Consider the following 21,948-nt stretch of genomic DNA (forward strand, 5'->3'; position numbering starts at 1 on the left):
GGGTCGGGGCTACCCCCCCCCCCCCGGGCCCCCCCCCCCCGGGGGGGGGGGCCCCCCCCCCCCCCGCCCCGGCCCCTCTGCCGCCCCCTCCGCTAGGGAAGAGAGCCAGGGCCATGCTCCGATTCCTTGTACGGCGCCTGCTCGGGGTGGTCGTCATCCTGACCGTCATCTGCGGCGTCACGTTCTACCTGTTCTTCGCCTCGTCCGGCGCGGAGTCCGTGGTCAGCCTCTCGTGCGGCAAGAACTGCACGCCGGACATGCGTACGCACGTCCGGCACGACCTCGGGTTGGACAAGTCGCTCGCCGAGCAGTTCTGGATCTACATCTCCGGGATCTTCACCGGGCGGGACATCGGCGCCAAGCACTGTGCCGCGCCGTGCCTCGGCTACTCGTTCAACAACAACGAGCCGGTGTGGAACACCCTGCTCGACCGCTTCCCGGTGACCCTGTCGCTGACCATCGGCGCCATCGCGATGATCATCTTCCTCGGCGTCACGCTCGGCACGCTGGCCGCGTTCTACCGCGGCAAGGTGTTCGACAAGATCGCCATGGGCACGTCGCTGGTCCTGGTGTCGACCCAGATCTACGTCCTCGGGCCGTTCCTGATCTGGGCGTTCGTCAACCAGCTCGGCTGGCTCGACCGGCCCGCCTACCATCCCTTCACCTCCGACATCGGAGGCTGGTTCACCGGGCTGCTGCTGCCGTGGTTCTGCCTGATGGCCATCTTCATGGCGCTGTACGCGCGCCTCACCAGATCCACGATGGTCGACGTCCTCAACGAGGACTTCGTCAGAACCCTGCACGCCAAGGGCCTCAACTCGCGGCGGATCTACTTCAAGCACGCCTTCCGCGCGGCGCTCAGCCCCATCATCACGGTCCTCGGCGTCGACGTCGGCGTGCTGATGGGCGGCGCGATCATCACCGAGACGACCTTCACGCTGCACGGCATCGGCATGCTCGCGGTCACCTCGGTCACCGACTCCGACCTGCCGCTGATGATGGGCGTCGTACTGGTCGCCGCCACCTTCACGGTCATGGCCAACCTCGTCGTGGACCTGCTGTACGCCTTCATCGACCCGCGCGTCCGCCTCGACTGACCAGGAGCCCTCATGCCCGACACCCCCGACGGCGCCGGCGTGCTCCTGCCGAAGCAGGTGGCGCCCGACTCCGCCTCCGTCCCCGCCCCGGACGCCGCGATCCTGTCCGTCCGCGACCTCACCGTCCGGTTCCGCACCGAGGACGGCGTCGTGAAGGCGGTCGACGGCCTGTCCTTCGACCTCGCGCGAGGGAGCACGCTCGGCATCGTGGGCGAGTCGGGATCCGGCAAATCGGTCACCGCGCTCTCCGTGCTCGGCCTGCACAACCCCGAGCGCACCGAGCTGGGGGGCACCATCCGCTTCGACGGCACGGAGCTGATCGGCGCGCCGCGCCGCACGCTCAACCGGCTGCGCGGCCGCCGCATCTCGATGATCTTCCAGGACGCGCTGGCCGCGCTGTCCCCCTTCTATACCGTCGGCGAGCAGATCGCCGAGACCTACCGCGAGCACATGGGTGCCTCCCGCAAGGAGGCGAAGGCCCGCGCCGTCGAGATGCTCGGCCGGGTCGGCATCCCCAATCCGAACCGCCGGGCCGACGACTACCCGCACCACTTCTCCGGCGGCATGCGCCAGCGCGCGATGATCGCGATGGCCCTGGTGTGCGACCCCGACCTGCTCATCGCCGACGAGCCGACCACCGCGCTCGACGTCACCGTCCAGGCGCAGATCCTCGACCTGATCGCCGACCTCCAGGCGGAGACCGGCACCGCGATCATCTTCATCACCCACGACCTCGGGGTGATCGCCTCGACCGTGCACGACGTGCTGGTCATGTACGCGGGGCGGTGCGTCGAGCGGGGCACCGTGCGCGAGGTCCTCAAGGATCCGCGACACCCCTATACATGGGGACTGCTCTCGTCGGTGCCCGAGCTGTCCGGCAGCGTCGACCTGCCGCTCCGGCCGGTGCGCGGCACGCCGCCGAGCCTGCTCAACCCGCCGCCCGGCTGCCCCTTCCACCCGCGCTGCGACTACGTGGCCCGGGTGCCGGAGCACGCCTGCTCGCTCGACCGCCCGCCGCTGGAGCTGGTGGCCGGGCGGGGCTCCGCGTGCCACCTCGCGACGGCCGACAAGACGCGGATCTTCGCCGACGAGGTGCGGCCGCTGCTCGGCTGAAAACCGCCCACCCGTCGCCCCCCGCCACCCATATTCGAAGGCGCTGCGCGCCTGCCCCCTCCTTCCCGCCGCCCCCCGCCACCCATATTCGAAGGCGCTGCGCGCCTGCCCCCTCCTTCCCGTCGCCCCCACCACCGCACCGTCGACCCGCAGGGAGCACGCATGGACCAGAAGACCGGCGTCCAGGACCGGCCCTCCGCCGAGCCGGGCACGGCCCCGCTCCTCGAGGTCGCGGGGCTGGTCAAACACTTCCCGGTACGCACCGGCGGTCTGGGCCGGCGCCAGGTCGGGAAGGTGCGCGCGGTCGACGGACTCGACCTGGCGGTGGGCGTGGGGGAGAGCCTCGGACTGGTCGGCGAGTCGGGGTGCGGCAAGTCGACGACCGGGCGGCTGATCACCCGGCTGCTGGAGCCGACCGACGGGTCGATCCGGTACCAGGGGAGGGAAATCGGCCACGCGACGCGGCGCGAGCTGGCGCCGATCCGCTCCGAGATCCAGATGATCTTCCAGGACCCGTACTCGTCGCTGAACCCGCGCCAGACGGTGGGTGCGATCGTCGCGGCGCCGATGGAGATCAACCGCATCGACCCGCCCGGCGGCCGCAAGGCCAAGGTCAAGGAGCTGCTCGAGCGGGTCGGGCTCAACCCGGAGCACTACAACCGCTTCCCGCACGAGTTCTCCGGCGGGCAGCGGCAGCGCGTCGGGATCGCCCGCGCGCTCGCGCTGCGGCCGAAACTGATCGTCGCGGACGAGCCGGTGTCCGCGCTGGACGTGTCGATCCAGGCCCAGGTGGTCAACCTGCTGCAGTCGCTGCAGCGCGAGCTGGACATCGCGTTCCTGTTCATCGCGCACGACCTGGCGGTCGTGCGGCACTTCTCGGAGCGCGTCGCGGTCATGTACCTCGGCAAGATCGTCGAGGTCGCGGACCGTGACTCGGTGTACGGGAACCCGCACCACCCGTACACACACACTCTGCTGTCGGCGGTGTGCGAACCGGATCCGGACAAGGCGCGCGGTCGGCGCGCGCTGCCGATCGGGGACCCGCCGAGCCCGCTCGCGCCGCCGTCGGGATGCCGCTTCCGCACCCGCTGCCCGAAGGCCCAGCCGCTGTGCGCCGAGCAGGAGCCGCCGCTCGCGCAACTGGCCGAACTGGCCGACGGGCACAGGGTCGCGTGCCACTTCCCGGGGCCCGCCGAGGACACGTTGACGCACCGCTGACCGGACCGCGCGTCCGCCCAGCGGGACCCCGCAGGATGCCGTCTCCGTCGGAGATGGCATCCTGTTTGTTTGTGCCACCGCGCTACGCGCGTCACCGACCCGGCCTCGGCGCCGATGGTCCACCTGGGTGCCGCCACTCTGCGTAGCGTTTTTTGCCGCACACCCCGAGGTAGGGACGCGGTGTGGTTGTTCGTTCATCGGACTGTATGCTCCGGACAGCGGTACCCCGTTACCGATTGGTCGCGTGTTGTTCGTGAAAATCTCACTCTGTGGCTGAGACGCTCCGGAGGGTCGCGTGATCAAACCGCAATGCTCCGAAGGGTTGGAGGCGCGGAAGTGGTGACGGATAGTAGAGGCGCTTGTGCTCGGAACACGGTCAATGCGCTCGGGGGCGCGACTGGACGGGCAGCCGCGGCGAGGACACCCCAGGGTTGCCCGTCGTTTTCACTTCCGAAGTGATGTTTGAGGAGGCAACCCATGCGCGGAACGACGCGCGCTAAGTGGCTGGCGGGGGTCGGGATCCTCGCCCTCGCCGCCACGGCCTGTGGCAGCAGCAGCGACAACAAGAAGAGCGACACCGGCTCCGGCGCCGGCAACAGCGCCAGCGGTGGCAGCTCGTCGGGCGGCTACTACACGGCCAGCAGCACCGAGCCGCAGAACCTCCTGCAGCCCGCCAACGCGAACGAGACCGGCGGCTTCTACCCGCTGAGCATGATGTTCCGCGGTCTGTACACCTACGACCCCAAGACCGGTGACACCGTCCCGGCCATGGCCGAGTCGATGGACACCACGGACTCCGTGAACTGGACCGTGAAGCTCAAGTCCGGGTGGACGTTCCACAACGGCGAGCCGGTCACCGCGAAGTCGTTCGTCGACGCCTGGAACTGGGGCGCGCTCTCCACGAACAAGCAGATCAACGCGACGTGGTACCAGCCGATCGAGGGCTACGACCAGCTCCACCCCGAGCAGGGTGAGCCCACCGCCCAGACGATGTCGGGCCTGAAGGTCGTCGACGACAACACCTTCACGATCAAGCTGACCTCGCCGATCTCGTCCTTCAAGGCGCAGATGGGCTACACGCCGTTCATGCCGCTGCCGACCGAGTTCTACAAGGACCCGGCCAAGTACGGCGAGGCCCCGATCGGCAACGGCCCCTTCCAGCTCGACACCGCCGCGGGCGGCTGGGAGCGGAAGAAGCAGATCACGGTCAAGCGGTACGACAACTACAAGGGCAACGACAAGGCGAAGGCGGCCGGCGTCAAGCTGGTCTTCTACACGACCTACGACGCCGCCTACACCGCGCTCCGTGACAACAAGCTGGACGTCATCGACCAGATGCCGACCTCGGCGATCGCCTCCTTCCAGAAGGACCTCGGCGACCGCGCGATCGTCCAGCCGCAGCTGTCGATCCAGAAGATCGGCTTCCCGCTGTACGACCCCGAGTGGTCGAAGCCGGGTGCCGAGAAGGTCCGCCAGGGCCTGAGCATGGCCATCGACCGTGCGGCGATCACCAAGGCGATCTACAAGGGCCTCGAGGTCCCGGCGAACGACTTCCTCGCCCCGGGCATCCCCGGCCACGCCGACGTCTGCGGCGACACCTGCAAGTTCAACCCGGAGAAGGCGAAGCAGCTCGTCGCCGAGGGTGGCGGCATCCCGCACGGCAAGCTGACCATCGCGACCAACGCCGACGGCCCGCACCGTGAGTGGGTCACCGCGGTCTGCAACAGCATCAACCAGGTCATCGGCGCCGGCTCCTGCGAGCCGAAGCTGTACCCGGAGTTCTCGGTTGCCCGTAAGGACATCAGCGGCCACAAGATGCAGGGTGCGTACCGCACCGGCTGGAAGGCCGACTACCCGTTCCCGGACAACTTCCTGAACGACGTCTACCGCACCGGTGCGGCGTCGAACGACGCGGGCTACAGCAGCCCGGTGTTCGACAACCTGGCCAAGCAGGCCATGGCCACGGCGGACAAGAACCAGTCGCTGGACCTGTGGAAGCAGGCCGAGGCCCAGATGGTGAAGGACCTTCCGTCCATCCCGCTCTGGTACTACACGACGAAGGCCGGCTACTCGACCAACGTCAGCAACGTCCAGTTCGACGTCTTCGGCAACCCGGTCTTCACCGAGGTCACCGTCAAGTAGTGAGCGACGTCTGACGGGCCCGGCCTGATCCTCAGCGGACCAGGCCGGGCCCCTCGGAGCGTAATGCGGGCGCAGCCGACGCCGTCCACAAGACGGGCGTCGGCTGCAGGCCGTGTCACCCTAAGCAGGAGGCTGGCATGGGGCGGTACGTCATCAGGCGGCTGCTGATGATGATCCCGGTGTTCATCGGGACCACGTTCTTGATCTATTACATGGTGTACCAGCTGGGTGGCGATCCCATCTCCGCCATGTTCGGGGACCGCGGCGCGGACCCCGTGTTCGTCGCACAGAAGCGGGCCGAGCTACACCTCGACGACTCGCTCATCGTGCAGTACTGGTACTACCTCAAGGGCCTCTTGCAAGGGGACTTCGGGACCACGCTGAACGGCATCCCGGTCGCCGACGAACTCAAGCGGGCCTTCCCGATCTCGATCCGGCTGGCGCTCGTCGCCTTCGCCATCGAGGTCGTCATCGGCGTCACCGCCGGCCTCATCGCGGGCCTGAAGCGCGGCAAGTTCGCCGACTCGGTCGTGCTGGTCGTGACGCTGGTCGTCATCTCCATCCCGGTCTTCGTGCTCGGCTACGTGCTGCAGTACTTCATGGGCCTCCAGTGGGGCTGGTTCCCGGCCACCGCCACCCCCGGCGACCCGACCTGGGAGGACCTGATCCTCCCCGGCATCGTGCTCGGCTCCCTGTCGCTGGCGTTCGTCGCCCGCCTCACCAGGACGAGCATCGTCGAGAACATCCGCGCGGACTACGTGCGCACGGCGACCGCCAAGGGCCTGCCCCGGCGCCGCGTCGTCACCGTCCACCTGCTGCGCAACTCGCTCATTCCGGTGGTCACCTTCCTGGGGGCGGACCTCGGCTCGCTGATGGCCGGCGCCATCGTGACCGAGGGCATCTTCAACGTCGACGGAGTCGGCCGGCTGATCTACCTGTCGGTGACCCGGCACGAGAGCTCGACGGTCGTCGGCGCGGTCGCCGCGCTGGTCATGATCTACCTGGTCATGAACCTGATCGTCGACCTGCTCTACGCCGTTCTGGACCCGAGGATTCGGTATGCCTGAGTACGAGAAGGATCACGAGCACCTGCCGACCGGGAGCCAGGAGCAGCCGGGTTTCGGCGACCAGGAGTTCCGTACGGTCGCGCTCGCCGACACCGAAGGCATGACGGTCGAGAAGACCGATGTGTACGCCGAGCCGGCGCCGGGCAAGCCGCGCGGCGCGTGGGGCGAGGCGTGGCGCGAACTGCGCCGCAGCCCGCGCTTCTACGTGTCGGCCGCGCTGCTCCTGCTGCTCGTCTTCATGGCGTTGTGGCCGGGCGTGTTCAGCAGCGCCGACCCCAACAACTGCCCGATCGTCGACACCGACATCAAGCCGAACGCCGACCACTGGTTCGGCACCAACACGCAGGGCTGTGACATCTACGCCCGCACGGTGTACGGCGCCCGCGCGTCGATCACCGTCGGCGTGGTGACCACCGCGCTCGTCGTGCTGCTCGGCGGTGTCATCGGCGCGTTCGCCGGCTACTTCGGCGGCTGGATCGACGCGATCCTCGCGCGCGTCACCGACGTGTTCTTCGGCATCCCGCTGCTGCTCGGCGCGCTGGTCTTCATGAGCGCGTTCCCCGAGGACCGCACCATCTGGCTCGTGGTCGGCGCGCTCGGCGTGTTCGGCTGGATGCAGATCGCCCGCATCATGCGCGGCTCCGTGGTCACCGTGAAGCAGTCCGACTACGTGGTCGCGGCCCGCGCGCTCGGTGCCGGCACGCCGCGCATACTGATGCGCCACGTGCTGCCGAACGCCATCGCGCCGGTCATCGTCGTGGCGACGATCTCCCTCGGCACCTTCATCGCCACCGAGGCGACGCTGTCCTTCCTCGGCATCGGCCTCCCGCCGACCGAGGTCTCGTGGGGCGCGGACATCTCCAGCGCCACCACGGTGATCCGGGACCAGCCGTACCAGCTGTTCTTCCCGTCGCTGTTCCTCTCCGTGACGGTGCTCAGCTTCATCCTGCTCGGCGACGCGGTCCGCGACGCCCTCGACCCGAAGCTCCGCTGACGGGGGAGGGGACATACCAGTGACGACGAACCAGCTGACCAAGACCGACGCGAAGGGCACCGTGCCCGGCGCGCCGCTGCTCGAGGTCGACAACCTGCACGTGGAGTTCCGGACCCGCGACGGGGTGGCCAAGGCCATCAACGGCGTGTCCTACTCGGTGGCCGCCGGCGAGACCCTCGCGGTGCTCGGCGAGTCGGGCTCCGGCAAGTCGGTGACCGCCCAGACGATCATGGGCATCCTCGACATGCCGCCCGGTGTCATCACCAAGGGCGAAATCCGCTTCCAGGGCCGCGACATGCTCAAGATGTCCGGCGAGGAGCGCCGCAAGATCCGCGGCAACAAGATCGCGATGATCTTCCAGGACGCGCTGTCCGCGCTGAACCCGGTGTACTCGGTGGGCTTCCAGCTCGGCGAGATGTTCCGGGTGCACAAGGGCATGTCGCGCAAGGACGCCAAGGCCAAGGCCATCGAGCTGATGGACCTGGTGAAGATCCCGGCGGCGAAGCAGCGGGTGAGCGACTACCCGCACCAGTTCTCCGGCGGTATGCGGCAGCGCATCATGATCGCCATGGCGATGGCGCTCGACCCCGAGCTGATCATCGCGGACGAGCCCACCACGGCGCTCGACGTGACGGTCCAGGCGCAGGTCATGGACCTGCTCGCGGACCTGCAGCGGGAACGCAACATGGGCCTGATCCTGATCACCCACGACCTCGGCGTGGTCGCCGACGTCGCGGACAAGATCGCGGTCATGTACGCGGGCCGCATCGTCGAGGAAGCCTCGGTGCACGACCTGTACCAGCGCCCCGCGCACCCGTACACCGAGGGCCTGCTCGCGTCGATCCCGCGCCTCGACCTCAAGGGCCAGGACCTGTACGCGATCAAGGGCCTGCCGCCGAACCTCATGCGCATCCCGACCGGATGCGCGTTCAACCCGCGCTGCCCGTACGCGCAGGACGTGTGCCGTACCGACGTCCCGCCGCTGCACGAGGTGGCCCCCGGCCGCGGCAGCGCGTGCCACTTCGCCAAGGAGGTGCTCGATGGCAACCGCGGCTGAGCCGATTCTCCAGGTCAACGGGCTGGTCAAGCACTTCCCGCTGACCCAGGGCATCCTCTTCCAGAAGCAGATCGGCGCCGTCAAGGCGGTCGACGGCGTCTCGTTCGAGCTCCACAAGGGCGAGACGCTCGGCCTGGTCGGCGAGTCCGGCTGCGGCAAGTCGACGGTCGCCAAGCTCCTGATGAACCTGGAGCGGGCGACCAAGGGCCAGGTCATGTACAAGGGCCAGGACATCTCGAAGCTGAGCGGCGGCGCCCTCAAGGCGGTGCGGCGCAACATCCAGATGGTGTTCCAGGACCCGTACACGTCGCTGAACCCGCGCATGACGGTCGCGGACATCATCGCCGAGCCGTACGCGATCCACCCGGAGGCGAAGCCGAAGCAGGGCGCCAAGAAGCGCGTCCAGGAGCTCCTCGAGCTGGTCGGCCTCAACCCGGAGCACATCAACCGGTACCCGCACCAGTTCTCCGGCGGTCAGCGGCAGCGCATCGGGATCGCCCGCGGCCTGGCGCTCAACCCGGAGATCATCATCTGCGACGAGCCGGTCTCCGCGCTCGACGTGTCGGTGCAGGCGCAGGTCATCAACCTGATGGAGAAGCTGCAGGGCGAGTTCGGCCTGTCGTACGTGTTCATCGCGCACGACCTGTCGATCGTCCGGCACATCTCCGACCGCGTCGCGGTGATGTACCTGGGCAAGATCGTGGAGATCGGCACCGAGACCGAGATCTACGACCACCCGACGCACCCGTACACGCAGGCGCTGCTGTCCGCGGTGCCGGTGCCGGACCCGACCGGGCGCGACAACCGCGACCGGATCATCCTGTCCGGCGACGTCCCGTCGCCCGCCAACCCGCCGTCGGGCTGCCGCTTCCGCACCCGCTGCTGGAAGGCGCAGGAGGTCTGCGCGCAGGAGGAGCCGCTGCTCCAGCTGCGCACGGGCATGCACGGGCCGGCGCTGCACGCCAGCGCGTGCCACTTCGCCGAGGAGAAGGACATCGTGCACGCGCACTGACGTCCCGCCCGAGGCGCAGGAACAGCGAACAGCGAACAGCGAACAGCGAACAGCGAACAGCGAACAGCAAAGGAGCCCCGCACCGTTGGTGCGGGGCTCCTTTGTCTTTATGCCTCTTGTCCTTTGTCCTTCGGTGGGCCGGCCTCAGTCGCCGAGCGCGCGCTTGAGGAAGTCGACCTGCAGGAGCAGCAGGTTCTCGGCCACCTGCTCCTGCGGCGTCATGTGCGTGACGCCGGACAGCGGCAGCACCTCGTGCGGACGCCCGGCCGCGAGCAGCGCGGACGACAGGCGCAGGGTGTGCGCCGCCACCACGTTGTCGTCGGCGAGCCCGTGGATGATCATCAGCGGCCGGGCCGGGTCCGCGACCTCGCCCAGATCCCCGCCGTCCACCAGCGAGTTCGCCGCGTACACCGCGGGCTGCTCGGCCGGGTGGCCGAGGTAGCGCTCGGTGTAGTGGGTGTCGTACAGCTGCCAGTCGGTGACCGGCGCCCCCGCGACGCCCGCGTGGAACACGTCGGGACGGCGCAGCACGGCGAGCGCGGACAGGTAACCGCCGTACGACCAGCCGCGGATGCCGACCCGGGTCAGGTCCAGGTACGGGCGGTCGACGGCGAGCGCCTGGAGTGCGGCGATCTGGTCGTCCAGCGTCGCGCCCGCGAAGTCGTCGCGGACCGCCTTCTCCCAGGCCGGCGAGTAGTGCGGCGTGCCGCGGCCGTCCGCGACGATGACGGCGAACCCCTGGTCGGCGAACCACTGCGAGGTCAGGTGCGGGTTGCGCGCGGCGACGACGCGCTGGCCGTGCGGGCCGCCGTACGGGTCGAGCAGCACCGGCAGCGAGACGCCCGACGTCGGGTCGAAGCCGCTCGGCAGCAGGATGGCGCACGGGATGGCGTCCGCGCCCGCGGTGGTCAGCTCGACCTCGGCGGTGAGCACGGGGGTCTCCGCGAACGACGCGATCTCGCCTACGGCGACGCCGTTCTGAAGGACCGTCACCTGCGGGCCGAAGCGGTCGAGCGACGACGACACCAGCACCGTGGTGGCGCCGGACCGCACCGCGGCGTGCACGCCGGGGGTGGTGGTCACGCGCGTCGCACCGTCGGCGCCGACCGCGTAGACGTGGATCTCGCCGGTCTCGCGCTCCTCGGCCTCGGCGCCCGCGGAGGCGGTGACCAGGATGTCCTCGGCACCGGTGTCGAGCACCGAACGCACGTGCAGCGTCGCGTCGGTGAGCGCCTTGTCGCCGACCAGGAGGCGGCGTGCCCCGTCGGCGTCGTCGACGAGCACGAGGCGGCCGTCGGGCGTCCACGCGGGCGCGCCGGGGATGACGTCGATCCACACCGGGTCGGTCTGGGTGCGCAGTTCGGTGGTCTCGCCGGTAGCCGGGTCGGCGGCGAGCACGCGCTGCGCGCGCTGGTCGCGGGTCTGCACGACCAGCAGCGGGGCGCCGGCCGAGCTCCACACGACGTTCGCGAGGTACGGGAACTCCTTGCGGTCCCAGGTGAGTTCCGTGCGCGCGCCGGTCGCGGCGTCGAATGCGAACAGCGTGACGTCGGCGTTCGCGGTGCCGGCCGCGGGGTAGGCGACCTCGTGCGCGGGGGAGGCGGGGTTGGCCGGGTCGGCGATCCACCAGCGGTCCACGGGCGCGTTGTCGACGCGCGCCGCGATCAGCGACGCGCCGTCCGGCGCCCACCAGTAGCCGCGGCTGCGCTGCATCTCCTCGGCGGCGATGAACTCCGCGACGCCCCATGTCACGTCGTCGTTGTCGGGGGTGGCGAGGGCGCGGTCGCCGGTGCCGTCGGCGTTGACGACGCGCAGTTCGCCGCCCGCGGTGTAGGCGATCAGGCCGCCGGTCGGGGCGGGACGCGGGTCGATCACCGGTCCCGGGGTGTCCAGTTCGGTGATGGCGCCGGTCGCCAGGTCGGCGGCGTACAGGCGCCCTGAGAGCGTGAACGCGGCCAGCGCGCCCGAGTTGTCGACGGCGTAGCCGACGATGCCGGCCGAGCCTTCGCGGCTGCGTTCGCGGCGCGCGCGCTCCTCCGCGGACAACTCCTCGGCGGCGCCGCCGAGCAGCGCGGCGGGGTCGGCGACGAGCCGTTCGCCGTCGCCCGGCCGGTAGGCCCACAGGCACGTGGCGCGGTCCTCGCCGGACTTGGACCGGAGGAACAGGACGGTGGGACCCGCGCCGGACGCGCCTGCGGTGATGGTGAAGGCGCGCGGCACCCCCAGCGTGAAGCGCTGGGTGCGGGCGTGTTGCCGGGGAAAGGTGATCTCCGAGCTCATGCCGCTCAGCCTACGGGGGCAGGGCCCGCGGTGTGGATGTCCGACAACCCGACCGGCCGGCGTTCGCTGTCGGCCGACCGGACCTGTCGCGGAGCTGAACGGGTGATTTCCGGCCGTGACTGTTGCGTAACTCATCGTGTCTGAGCTTGATTCGTTGTAACGGGCTTTTCAGCAACTTCGTCCCGGGAGGTGCGTGACCCATGGCGGTCTCGATCTCCGCCGTGCTGCTTCTGGGCATCATGGCCGTCTTCCTGATCCGCAAAGCCGCGCTTCGCCCGCTGCACGCCGTCGTGTGCGCACTGCTCGGCTTCTACCTGGCCGGTACCTCGCTGGCCCCGTCGATCCGCGACGCCGGCACGAGCTTCGCCGGCCTCGTCAACGGCATCCATTTCTGACCCGGTGCGCTTCCCGATCCGCGTCCGGTTCCGGGCCCGCGTACATCCGCGCATCCGGTTCCGCTCGCTCGCGCGGCGCTTCCGGCACGGCCGGTAATCCGTTCCGGCGGTCGACGTAGGGTTGCGGTCATGACGACCGAAGCCCCTCGCAACCGCTGGCTCGAAGTCACCGGCGGCACCCGGGGTCCCGCGTACGCGGAGCGCTTCCGGCGGCTCGCCGCCGAGGGCCGCGACATGCACGGCGAGGCCCGGTTCTGCGACGCGCTGCTGCCGCGCGGCGCCCGCGTCCTCGACGCCGGGTGCGGCACGGGGCGGCTCGGCACCGAACTGGCCCGGCGCGGGCACGTCGTCGTCGGCGTCGACATCGACGCGTCGATGGTCGGCGAGGCGCGCGCGGAAGCCCCCGAGCTCACGTGGCTGGTCGGCGACCTCGCCGAGCTCGACCCACGGGAGGTCGGCGGACCCGACGCGTTCGACCTCGCCGTCGCGGCCGGCAACGTCATGGTCTACCTGACGCCCGGCACCCTCGCGGCCGTGCTCGGCACCCTCGCGGCCTGCGTCACCCCCGCCGCGGGGCTCGTCGTCGCGGGCTTCGCCCTGGACGGCGGCAACGACGGCCTGCTGGTCACACCCGACGCCTACGACGCCGCGTGCGCCGCGGCCGGCCTGGAGCCCGTCGACCGGTTCGCGGGCTGGGACCGCGAGGAGTGGGACCCGGCGGGCGAGTACGGCGTGTTCGTCCACCGGCGGCGCTGAGCCCCGTCGGCCGTCGGCGGTTCCGGGCCGCCGGATCCGGCAGCGGGGCGCCCGGCGGTCGGCGCGGACGCGACGTAGGCTGGCCGTCATGACTGCGCCCGCATCGCCGCTCCGGCTGCTCCTGGTCCACGCCCACCCCGACGACGAGGTCATCAACAACGGTGCGAGCATGGCGCGCTACGCCGCCGAAGGCGTCCACGTCACGCTGGTGACCTGCACACTCGGTGAGGAGGGCGAGGTCCTCGTGCCCGAGCTGGCGCACCTCGCCGCCGATCGGGAGGACGCCCTCGGGCCGCACCGGATGACGGAGATCGCCGACTCCATGAAGGCGCTCGGCGTCGACGACCAGCGCTGGCTCGGCGGCCCCGGCCGCTACCGCGACTCCGGGATGATGGGCACCGCGCCCAACGAGCGCCCCGACTCCTTCTGGCAGGCCGACGTCGACGAGGCCGCCTCGCACCTGGTCGAGATCGTGCGCGAGTTGCGCCCGCAGGTGCTGGTCGCCTACGACGAGATCGGCGGGTACGGGCACCCCGACCACATCCAGGCGCACCGCGTCGCGATGCGCGCCGCCGAGCTGGCCGCCGACCCCGCGTACGGCGAGGGCGAGCCGTGGGGGATCAGCAAGATCTACTGGAACGCGGTCCCGCGCTCGGTCATCAAGGAGAGCTTCGACGCGCTCACCGCCCAGGGCAAGGAGCTGCCGTTCGACATCGTGGACGTCGACGAGCTGCCGTTCGTCGTGGACGACGCCCTGATCACCACCGGCATCGAGGCCGGCGAGTACCTCGACGCCAAGGTGGCGGCGCTGAAGGCGTACCCCACGCAGATCGCCACCGACGACACGTTCTTCGCGCTGTCCAACAACGTCGGCCAGTCGATCATGACGATCGAGCACTACCGGCTGGTCAAGGGCGAGCTCGGCGAGCGCAACGGCAAGGGCCACGAGACCGACCTGTTCGCAGGGCTGCGCGGCTGACCCGCGCGGACCGGCGTTAGAGTTCCTTTGTGATCGCCAAAGTCGGCCTGGGTGCCGCCTACCTCGCCCTCTTCGCGCTCGGCTGCGCGGTCGGCGTCGTCGGCGCCTTCGTGCAGGCCGCCTACCTGCCCGGCGGCCTGATCGCCGCGCTCGCGGGGGCCGGCGGCCTGTTCGTCGCGGGCGGCACCGTGATGCGCTCCAAGGCGGGCGCGGTGGTGCCCGCCGCGGCCTGGCTCATCACGGTGTTCTACATCGCCGCGGCGCCGCGCGCGGAGGGCGACTTCCTGTTCAGCAGCGGCGCGACGTCGTACCTGTACCTGTTCGGCGGCTCGATCCTCGGCGTGATGATCGCTATGCAGCCGTGGGGCGGCGGCAGCGGCCCCGTACTTCTTTCGGGTGAAAGGCTGCCGGGTCGCGGGAAGTGACCCGGCGCCCGGCCCATCCTCGTTGACGTGGGACGGTGCGGCGCCTCGGCGCAGCGCGTGCCGCGTCGTGAACGTAACTTCCGGCGCGCCGCATTCGTTGCTCCGCATGTAGCGGCCAAGTCCAGTCATGGCCCCACGTGTGCCGGAGAGGCACGCGGTTCCGTCCCGGTTACGGCGCGCCGCACACGATCCTGACCGGTCGGTGGCGGGTGCCGAGGACGCAACCGAGCCGTCGGTGGCCGCCTCGCGGGGCGGTCGAGGATCGCAACGGAGAGTTCGTTCGTCGTGAGCAACGACCACCCCACCACGCCGTCCGGCCTGCCCGAATCCGAGGAGCCGCACCCCTACTTCGATCCGCCGCCCCGGCGGCGGACCGAGCCGGGGCGCGACGCGGACCCGCCGGACCTGTCGGACCTGCTGCCGCCCCGTGACCCCGCCGAGTTCGACGCGTGGTTCGACGACGAGCCGGTGCGGCCCATGCCGCCGGTCGACGTCGTGCCGCCGACGCCCAGCGTCCCGGAGTACGAGTACGGGTACGAGACGCCGGAGCCTGACCGTGAGGACGACGGCGGCTCGGGGGACGGCGGCGGTTTCGGGGACGACCGGGCCTTCGGGGACGACCGCGGGTTCGGGGCGGGCGGCGGGTTCGACCCGGCGCCGTCCGGCGACGCCGCGCCGCTCGACCCGCTGACGCCGTTCGACTCCCTCGACTCCGTCGACCCCCTGGACGCACGCGAGCCGCTCGAACCGCTCGCGGCGCCGGCCGGGGTCGCCTCGTCAACGTCCTCTTCCGCGTCCTCCGACGCGGACCGCGGCGCGACCGGGCTGCCCGCCAAGGCCGGCCGGCGCAGCCTGATCGGCGCGTTCGGCCCGCCCGCCGACCTGCGGACCCCGATGCAGTCGGAGGGCTTCACACGGGGCTCGTCCGACGGCGACGGCGTCGACCAGACCATGACCACCCGGGTCAGCATCAAGATCCCCGGCTCGCGCCCGATCCCTCCGGTCGTGCTGCGCGGGCAGGCGCCGCTGGGCCTCGACGAGGACGGCTACGACGGGGTCGCCGGCCCCGGCGTCGACGCGGCCGGCATCCGCGGCTGGGACGACATCGACGACCACGAGTTCGGCGTCGACACCCCCGCGCGGGGCAACGCGCCCGTGGCCGCCGCGGCCCGGCGCGGCACGGGCACCGCGGGCACCGGCAGGCGCCGCCGCCGGACCCCGCTCATCGCGGCCGCGGCCGCGGTCGCGCTGGTCGGCGGGCTGTACGGCGCGTCGCTGGCGTACGCGGGCGGCGGCGTCCCGCGCGGCACCTCGGTGCTGGGCGTCGACATCGGCGGCCAGTCCAGGTCCGAGGCGGTGCGCACGCTGGAGAGCCGGCTCGGCGACCGCGCGGCCGGCCCGTTCGCGGTGCGCATCGGCGACAAGGACCTGGCGCTCGATCCGCCCAACGCCGGTCTGATCCTGGACGCGCGCGGCACCGTGGACCGCGCCGCGCAGCGCAGCCTCAACCCGTTCACGTCGATCCCGGCGATGTTCGGCGGCTCCCGCGACGTCAAGCCGCGCACCGTCGAGGACCCGGCGAAGCTGGCCGCCGCGCTCGACCAGCTGGCCTCCGACGCGGGCGAGCACCAGCGCGAGGGCGGTGTGTCGTTCGAGGGCGGCCGGGCCACCGCGATCCCGCCGCAGGTCGGCAGGGTGCTGGACACGCAGGCCGCGGTCGCGGTGGTGCGCGACGCGTACCTCAACACCAAGGGCCCGGTGGTGCTGCCGACCAAGCAGGCGACGCCGAAGGTCACGCAGGAGGAAGTGGACCGGGCGATGCGCGAGTTCGCGGTCCCGGCGATGTCCGGGCCGGTGACGCTGACGGCCGGCAAGGTCAGCCTCAAGCTGGAGCCCGCGACGCTCGCGAAGTACCTGTCGATGGTGCCGGACGCGAACGGGAAGCTGGTCCCCAAGATCGACACGGTCGGGCTGCAGGACGCGCTCGGCAACACCTTCTCGGCGGTCGGCCAGAAGCCGGTCAACGCGACGTTCAAGGTCGACAACGGCAAGGTCGCCGTGGTGCCGTCGAAGCCCGGCCAGGGCGTGTCGGGGGAGACCGCGGCGCAGGCACTGCTCGGGGTGCTGACCAAGTCGTCGGCGCGGACCGCGGCGGTGACGCTCGGGCCGGTGGAGCCCGCGCTCACGACGGCCAAGGCGGAGGCGCTCGGGATCACCGACGTGATCTCGACGTACACGACGAACTACCCGTACGCGGCCTACCGGCTGACCAACATCCACCGTGCCGCGGACCTGATCGACAACGGCGTGGTGATGCCCGGCGAGACGTGGTCGCTCAACGAGACCGTCGGCGAGCGGACCGCGGAGAACGGCTTCGCCAAGGGCACGATCATCAACAACGGCCGCTTCCAGACCGACTACGGCGGCGGCGTCTCGCAGGTCGCCACGACGATGTTCAACGCGGTGTTCTTCGCGGGGCTCAAGGACGTGCAGCACAAGCCGCACAGCTTCTGGATCGACCGCTACCCGGCGGGCCGCGAGGCGACCGTCGCGTGGCCGTCGCTCGACCTGAAGTGGCTGAACGACTCGGGCAAGCCGGTCTTCATCGACACCTCGTACACGGACTCGACGGTGACCGTCACGCTGCTGGGCACCAAGAAGTACGACCAGATCAAGTCGGTGAGTTCGGCCAAGTACGACCCGGTGCAGCCGAAGACGGTCAACGACACCAGCCCCGGGTGCGTCGCGCAGGGGCCGTCCGCGGGCTTCAAGATCGACGTGACGCGGGTGTTCGTCCAGGACGGCCGCGAGGTGCGGCGCGAGCAGTTCCACACCCGGTACGACGCCGCCGACAACATCGTCTGCGGGCCGGGGACACCCCCGGCGAGCGGCGCGGGCGCGAGCCCGCCGCCGCCCGCGGGGGCCAACGACTAGCCCAGGGGGACGCGCCCGACGTCGCTCGCCAGGTCCAGGCCGAGGGTGCGGTCGAGGTGGACGAGGGCCTCGAACCGGGCGCCTTCCGGCAGCGCCGTGTCGCCGGCGAGGGCGTTCAGCAGGGTGAGGGCGCCGGGCGTGTCGAGGCCGTCGTCGACCGCTGTGTGCCAGGCGGCGATCCGGTCGGCGGGCGGCGCGGCGGACGGCGACTCGGCGAAGCGGGCCACATCGGCCCGCAGTTCGCGGAGCCGGACGGCGGCCGCGGCGAACTCGTCCGCGCCCGGCGCGGGGTCGCCGGGGGCACGGCCGAGCAGGGCGAGGCGTACCGCGAGCGGGTCGGCGTCGGCCGCGCCCGACTCCGGGTCGGGGCCCACCGCGATGGTGAACCGGGCTCGGGCCGGGGAGGCGGGGTGGCCGGTCGGGACGACGTCCACGTCGGGCGGGGAGGCGGCGTCCCACTCCGCGTTCGGCGGGTGCACGTTGAAGGCCATCAGGTCCGGTACGGGGGCCTCCGGGCAGGTGTGCGCCGCGACGGCGGTCACCAGGCGCGCGCGTTCGGCGGCGCGGCGGACGAGGTCCGCGGTGACCGCCGCGCGCAGCGACGCCGGGCAGTAGGCCACCCGCAGCCGCCGTACGCCGGGTGGGGCGACGGGCTGCGGGCGGCCGGTCTGCGGGTCGGTGAGGTGCAGCATGAGGGCACCGTACCGGCGGGGGAGCGCTCAGCGGCGGACCGCGACGAAGCGCAGGCGTGTGTAGTCGGCGGACCATCGCCCGGAGGAGTCCGTGAGCCGGTCGCGCAGCAGTTCGTCGACGCGGGCGAGCAGCGCGTCGTGCCGCTCGACGGGGAAGGCGGCCAGCGTGCGCGGGCCGAACATGCGCCACCAGTCGGCCGCCGTGTCGCCCTCGGCGAGTGGCGTGGGGCGGTCGAAGTAGTGCGTGTAGACGACCTCGAACCCGGCGTTCTCCAGGCGCGTGGCGTGCTCGGCGGTGGACGGGAAGTACCAGGGCAGCGCGACCTCCGCCTCGGGCACGACCTCGGCGACGGCCTGCCGCAGCCCGTCGATCAGCGTCGCGACGTTGCGCCCCGCGCCGAACTCGGCGACGAACCGGCCGCCGGGCAGCAGCGCGTCCCGGACCCGGGCGATCGCGTCGTCGGGCCGGGTCAGCCAGTGCAGCACGGCGTTGGAGAACACCGCGTCGAACGGCTCGGCCACGCTCAGCTCGTAGACGTCGACGACCTCGAACGACGGTGCCCCCGGGGCCGATCCGTGCTTCTCCCGGGCGGTGCGGATCATCTCCGGGTCCCCGTCGACGCCGTGCACCACGGCGCCGGTCGCGGCGATCTCGACGGCCAGGTCGCCGGTGCCGCACCCGAGGTCGAGGATCCGCTCGTCGGCGCGCGGAGCGAGCAGCTCCACCACACCGCGACCGTACTGAGACACAAAGGAGAAGTTGCTGTCGTACTGCTTCGCGTTCCAGCTCATGCCTTGAAACATAAGGGGTGTGGTCGGAATGTGATACGGGTTTCTTGAATGTTGAGACAGCGGTCGGCGATGTGACGTACCCGGGGCCCGCCCCGCGGAACGATCCCGTTCCCGGTGCGTTGGAAGCGAGTAGAGTCCTTGCGCCACCGACAAAACCCGTAGGCCAGTCGATTCGCCCGACGGCTGCACCCGGCCGGGGCACCTGGCGAATCCCCCGGACACGTGCAGGACTTCGGAGGCAGGGATGGGGCCGAGCCGCGCGAACGCGCCGAACGGCGCCGCCGTGCCCGGCCCCGGAGACCGCGGCCGCGGCCCGCGCCGCGCCGGTCTCGCCGCACTGTTTCGCGGACGCCGACGCGGACGCCTGCGCTGGGCGCTCGTGATGGCCGTACTCGCCGCGCTGCCCGCCGTGTTCGTCGTCGCGCTGTCGGACGACAACGCGCACACCCGCGTCACCGCCGAATACGTGCCCGTCGAGAACTGGGACACCGGGTTCAAGTCGCTCTACATCCTGCGCAACACCGGCGACGAACCCGCGCACGGCTGGACGCTCCGCTTCCGCCTCGCGCCCGGCAGCGAGATCAGCCGCGTGTGGAACGGCCGGCTCGACGGGGAGGGCGGCCTGTACACCGTCCGCGGCGACGGCGAGCTCGGCCCCGGCAAGAGCGTCGACGTCACCATCGAGGTACGGCGCGGCGACACGCACGCGCCCCCCGAGATCCCGACCGACTGCACCATCGACAACCGGCCGTGCGCCGTCGCCGGGACGGCCGGAGCCGCCAACGGCGCCCGTGCGCCGATGCCGTCGCAGCAGTCCACCCCGGGCGTGCCCACCGAGTCCGAGCGCCGCGGCTCGGGGAAGCCCACCACCGACACGACCTCGCAGGGGCCCCTCGTGCCGCCCGCCCCGGCCACGCCGCCGCCCGGCACGGTGCCCACCCCGCGGCCCGGCGGGAGCACGGCGGTGCGGGTCAGCCCGTACATCGACGTGTCCGCGCCCGGCCCGTACGACCTCGCGGGGGCGCTGCGCACCACCGGAGTGCGCGACTGGACCCTGGCGTTCGTCGTCGACAGCGGCGACTGCACCCCCTCGTGGGGCGGCGGCATGCGGCTCAACGACCCCGCGGTCGTCCAACGCGTCAACGAACTGCGCACGCTCGGCGGCGACATCGGCATCTCCTTCGGCGGCTCGGCCGTCACCGACCTGGCCGCCTCGTGCACCACGCCGGAGGCCCTGGCCGCGGCCTACCTGAAGGTCGTCGACTCCTACCAGCTCACGCGCGTCGACCTCTACGTGGACGGTCGTTCGCTCGGCCGCCGCGACATCGTCGAGCGCCGCAACCAGGCCCTCGCGATCGTCGTCGACGCCGTCCACCGCAAGGGCGGCACCCTCAACATCACCTACTCGCTGCCGGTCACCCCGACCGGCTTCGGCGACGACGCCCTCGCGCTGCTGCGCGACGCCGGCACCCGGGGCATCCCCGTCGCGTACGTGAACCTGCTCGCGATGGACTACGGCTCGGCGATAGCGCCCGACCCCGCAGGGCGCATGGGCCGCTACGCGATGGACGCCGCGCGCACCGTCCACGAGCAGCTGCGCTCGCTGTGGCCGGCACTCGCCGACGAACAGGTCTGGCAGCGGATCTCCGTCACCCCGATGATCGGCACCGACGACGTGCCCGGCGAGGTCTTCACGCTCGAGGACGCCCGGCAGCTCGCCCGGTTCGCCGCCGAACAGCACGTCGGGCGGCTGTCGTGGTGGTCCGCGGGCCGCGACCGGCCGTGCGGCACGGGGGCGGGGCTGGTCATGGCCGACCCGGCGTGCAGCGGGGTCGCGCAGTCGCCGGAGTCCTACCTGGGGGCGTTCACCAGCCCGCCGCCCGCGGGCGACTGACGGGAAGTCATCGGCCGCCGCACGGAGGTCAGTTCAACCGGGCCCGCGCGGCACGGGCCTCGGTCCTGACCACTTCGGCCAGCTCCTTGTCGATCGCGCCGACGAGGTTCCCGAAGTCCTCCAACTCCGCGGCGCCGCCCAGGAAGTCACCGGTCAGCACGAGCAGCGAACCGCGCTCCCTGCGCAGCGCGGCCGGATGACGGGGGAGCAGCAGCGACAGCTCCACCGCCCACAGCCGCGTCCACGCGCGCTCCGGGGCCTGCGCCGGGTTCTGCGCCCAGACGCGGATGTTGTTCAGGATGCGCAGCAGCACGGCGATCGGCTGCGCGGGCGCGAACAGGTGCGGGTCGTCCGGCGAGCCGCCCGCGCCGAGCGCCAGGCCGCGCGCGTCGTCCACGGTCAGCAGCCTGCCGCCGTGGAACGGGTCGGCGAGCACGAACACGCCGTCCGGATCACCCACCCCGACCACGAAGTGCCCCGGCAGCGCGACCCCGTACACCGGGAGCCCGGCCCGGCGGCCGACCTCGATCCAGACCACCGACAACAGGATCGGCAGCCCGCGGCGCCGGCGCAGCACCTCGTGCAGCAGCGACGAACGCAGGTCGGTGTAGTCGGCTTCGGCCCCGCCGAACCCGGCCCGCACCCCCAGCACCAACGCCAGCACCGCCGCGGCCTGCGCGGGCTCCAGCTCCTCGGCGGGCCCTCCGAGCTTGCCCCGCACCGCCTCCGCGAGCCGGTCCAACTCGGCGAGCCACACCCCGGGTTCCACCCCGGGATCGGCCTCCCCGCCCATGACCAGACAGGCCTCCGCGAGCCCGACCGGCTCCCCGCGAACCAGCTCGGCGAAGCGCGCCCGCCGGGCATCCCGGTCGGCGGCGTTCGGGTCGGTCACCCTCGCGACTCCCTGCGGTAGTGGGGACGCACAGGCCGAACACACCCGCGACCCGAGCCGACACACCAGGGCCCACCCCCGGGCGTTCCCCTGGACAGGCCCTAGTCTGCCCGCCCCCAGCCCCCACCGCACCGACCCGACCCCCCTACCCCCCAACGCGTCGCCCCCACGAACCCTCCCACCAACGGCCCCCGCCCCCGACGAGGCCA

General features: G+C 71.6%; 18 protein-coding genes. 14 read left to right on the top strand and 4 right to left on the bottom strand.

Going from position 1 to position 21,948, the window contains the following annotated elements; genetic code table 11:
* Positions 1–113: 113 nt before the first annotated feature.
* The 8 genes from QI554_RS22485 (at position 114) to QI554_RS22520 (ending at position 9,700) form a co-directional block, all read left to right on the top strand.
* Positions 114–1,097: an ABC transporter permease gene (locus QI554_RS22485; RefSeq protein WP_281471992.1), complete on the top strand. Its 984-nt coding sequence runs from the start codon at positions 114–116 to the stop codon at positions 1,095–1,097.
* 12 nt (positions 1,098–1,109) lie between these two features.
* Positions 1,110–2,210 (top strand): ABC transporter ATP-binding protein, encoded by a 1,101-nt coding sequence (locus tag QI554_RS22490; protein WP_281471993.1) that lies wholly within the window; start codon positions 1,110–1,112, stop codon positions 2,208–2,210.
* 162 nt (positions 2,211–2,372) lie between these two features.
* A complete protein-coding gene (locus QI554_RS22495) occupies positions 2,373–3,428 on the top strand; it encodes an ABC transporter ATP-binding protein (RefSeq protein ID WP_281471994.1) in 1,056 nt (351 codons plus the stop codon).
* 477 nt (positions 3,429–3,905) lie between these two features.
* Complete coding sequence (locus QI554_RS22500; RefSeq protein ID WP_281471995.1) at positions 3,906–5,570, top strand: peptide ABC transporter substrate-binding protein; 1,665 nt, start codon at positions 3,906–3,908, stop codon at positions 5,568–5,570.
* A gap of 137 nt (positions 5,571–5,707) precedes the next feature.
* Positions 5,708–6,637 (top strand): ABC transporter permease, encoded by a 930-nt coding sequence (locus QI554_RS22505; protein WP_281471996.1) that lies wholly within the window; start codon positions 5,708–5,710, stop codon positions 6,635–6,637.
* Positions 6,630–7,631 (top strand): ABC transporter permease, encoded by a 1,002-nt coding sequence (locus QI554_RS22510; RefSeq protein ID WP_281471997.1) that lies wholly within the window; start codon positions 6,630–6,632, stop codon positions 7,629–7,631. Before QI554_RS22505 ends, QI554_RS22510 begins: the two co-directional genes overlap by 8 nt.
* Positions 7,632–7,650: 19 nt before the next feature.
* On the top strand, positions 7,651–8,688 hold the full coding sequence (locus QI554_RS22515) for an ABC transporter ATP-binding protein (RefSeq protein ID WP_281471998.1): 1,038 nt from the start codon (positions 7,651–7,653) through the stop codon (positions 8,686–8,688).
* The gene (locus QI554_RS22520; protein ID WP_281471999.1) at positions 8,672–9,700 is read left to right on the top strand and encodes an ABC transporter ATP-binding protein; all 1,029 of its coding nucleotides are present in this window, start codon (positions 8,672–8,674) and stop codon (positions 9,698–9,700) included. The genes QI554_RS22515 and QI554_RS22520 overlap by 17 nt, the downstream gene beginning before the upstream one ends.
* A 144-nt stretch (positions 9,701–9,844) precedes the next feature.
* On the opposite strand, the gene QI554_RS22525 is transcribed toward QI554_RS22520, so the two are convergent.
* Positions 9,845–11,980, bottom strand: a complete 2,136-nt coding sequence (locus QI554_RS22525; protein ID WP_281472000.1) for a S9 family peptidase — start codon at positions 11,978–11,980, stop codon at positions 9,845–9,847.
* Positions 11,981–12,180: 200 nt separating this feature from the next.
* Here QI554_RS22525 and QI554_RS22530 point away from each other — a divergent pair, with 200 nt between their 5' ends.
* The 5 genes from QI554_RS22530 (at position 12,181) to QI554_RS22550 (ending at position 17,469) form a co-directional block, all read left to right on the top strand.
* Positions 12,181–12,375, top strand: a complete 195-nt coding sequence (locus QI554_RS22530) for a DUF2304 domain-containing protein (RefSeq protein WP_281472001.1) — start codon at positions 12,181–12,183, stop codon at positions 12,373–12,375.
* Positions 12,376–12,504: 129 nt separating this feature from the next.
* On the top strand, positions 12,505–13,131 hold the full coding sequence (locus tag QI554_RS22535) for a class I SAM-dependent methyltransferase (protein WP_281472002.1): 627 nt from the start codon (positions 12,505–12,507) through the stop codon (positions 13,129–13,131).
* 88 nt (positions 13,132–13,219) lie between these two features.
* Positions 13,220–14,110, top strand: coding sequence for an N-acetyl-1-D-myo-inositol-2-amino-2-deoxy-alpha-D-glucopyranoside deacetylase (gene mshB, locus QI554_RS22540; RefSeq protein WP_281472003.1), 891 nt, complete (start codon positions 13,220–13,222; stop codon positions 14,108–14,110).
* Positions 14,111–14,139: 29 nt separating this feature from the next.
* On the top strand, positions 14,140–14,535 hold the full coding sequence (locus tag QI554_RS22545; protein WP_281472004.1) for a DUF6113 family protein: 396 nt from the start codon (positions 14,140–14,142) through the stop codon (positions 14,533–14,535).
* A gap of 285 nt (positions 14,536–14,820) precedes the next feature.
* On the top strand, positions 14,821–17,469 hold the full coding sequence (locus QI554_RS22550) for a VanW family protein (RefSeq protein ID WP_281472005.1): 2,649 nt from the start codon (positions 14,821–14,823) through the stop codon (positions 17,467–17,469).
* On the opposite strand, the gene QI554_RS22555 is transcribed toward QI554_RS22550, so the two are convergent.
* Positions 17,466–18,161 (bottom strand): hypothetical protein, encoded by a 696-nt coding sequence (locus QI554_RS22555; protein WP_281472006.1) that lies wholly within the window; start codon positions 18,159–18,161, stop codon positions 17,466–17,468. The two genes, QI554_RS22550 and QI554_RS22555, sit on opposite strands and share 4 nt — an antisense overlap.
* Before the next feature lie 27 nt (positions 18,162–18,188).
* A complete protein-coding gene (locus QI554_RS22560) occupies positions 18,189–18,953 on the bottom strand; it encodes a class I SAM-dependent methyltransferase (RefSeq protein ID WP_281472007.1) in 765 nt (254 codons plus the stop codon).
* Positions 18,954–19,197: 244 nt separating this feature from the next.
* Here QI554_RS22560 and QI554_RS22565 point away from each other — a divergent pair, with 244 nt between their 5' ends.
* Positions 19,198–20,847, top strand: coding sequence for a glycoside hydrolase family 18 protein (locus QI554_RS22565; protein ID WP_281472008.1), 1,650 nt, complete (start codon positions 19,198–19,200; stop codon positions 20,845–20,847).
* A gap of 28 nt (positions 20,848–20,875) precedes the next feature.
* Here QI554_RS22565 and QI554_RS22570 read toward each other — a convergent pair whose 3' ends face one another.
* Positions 20,876–21,739 (bottom strand): transglutaminase-like domain-containing protein, encoded by an 864-nt coding sequence (locus QI554_RS22570; RefSeq protein ID WP_281472009.1) that lies wholly within the window; start codon positions 21,737–21,739, stop codon positions 20,876–20,878.
* Between the last annotated feature and the right edge of the window lie 209 nt (positions 21,740–21,948).

The sequence above is a fragment of the Yinghuangia seranimata genome (genome assembly GCF_029953285.1).
GTDB lineage: Bacteria > Actinomycetota > Actinomycetes > Streptomycetales > Streptomycetaceae > Yinghuangia > Yinghuangia seranimata.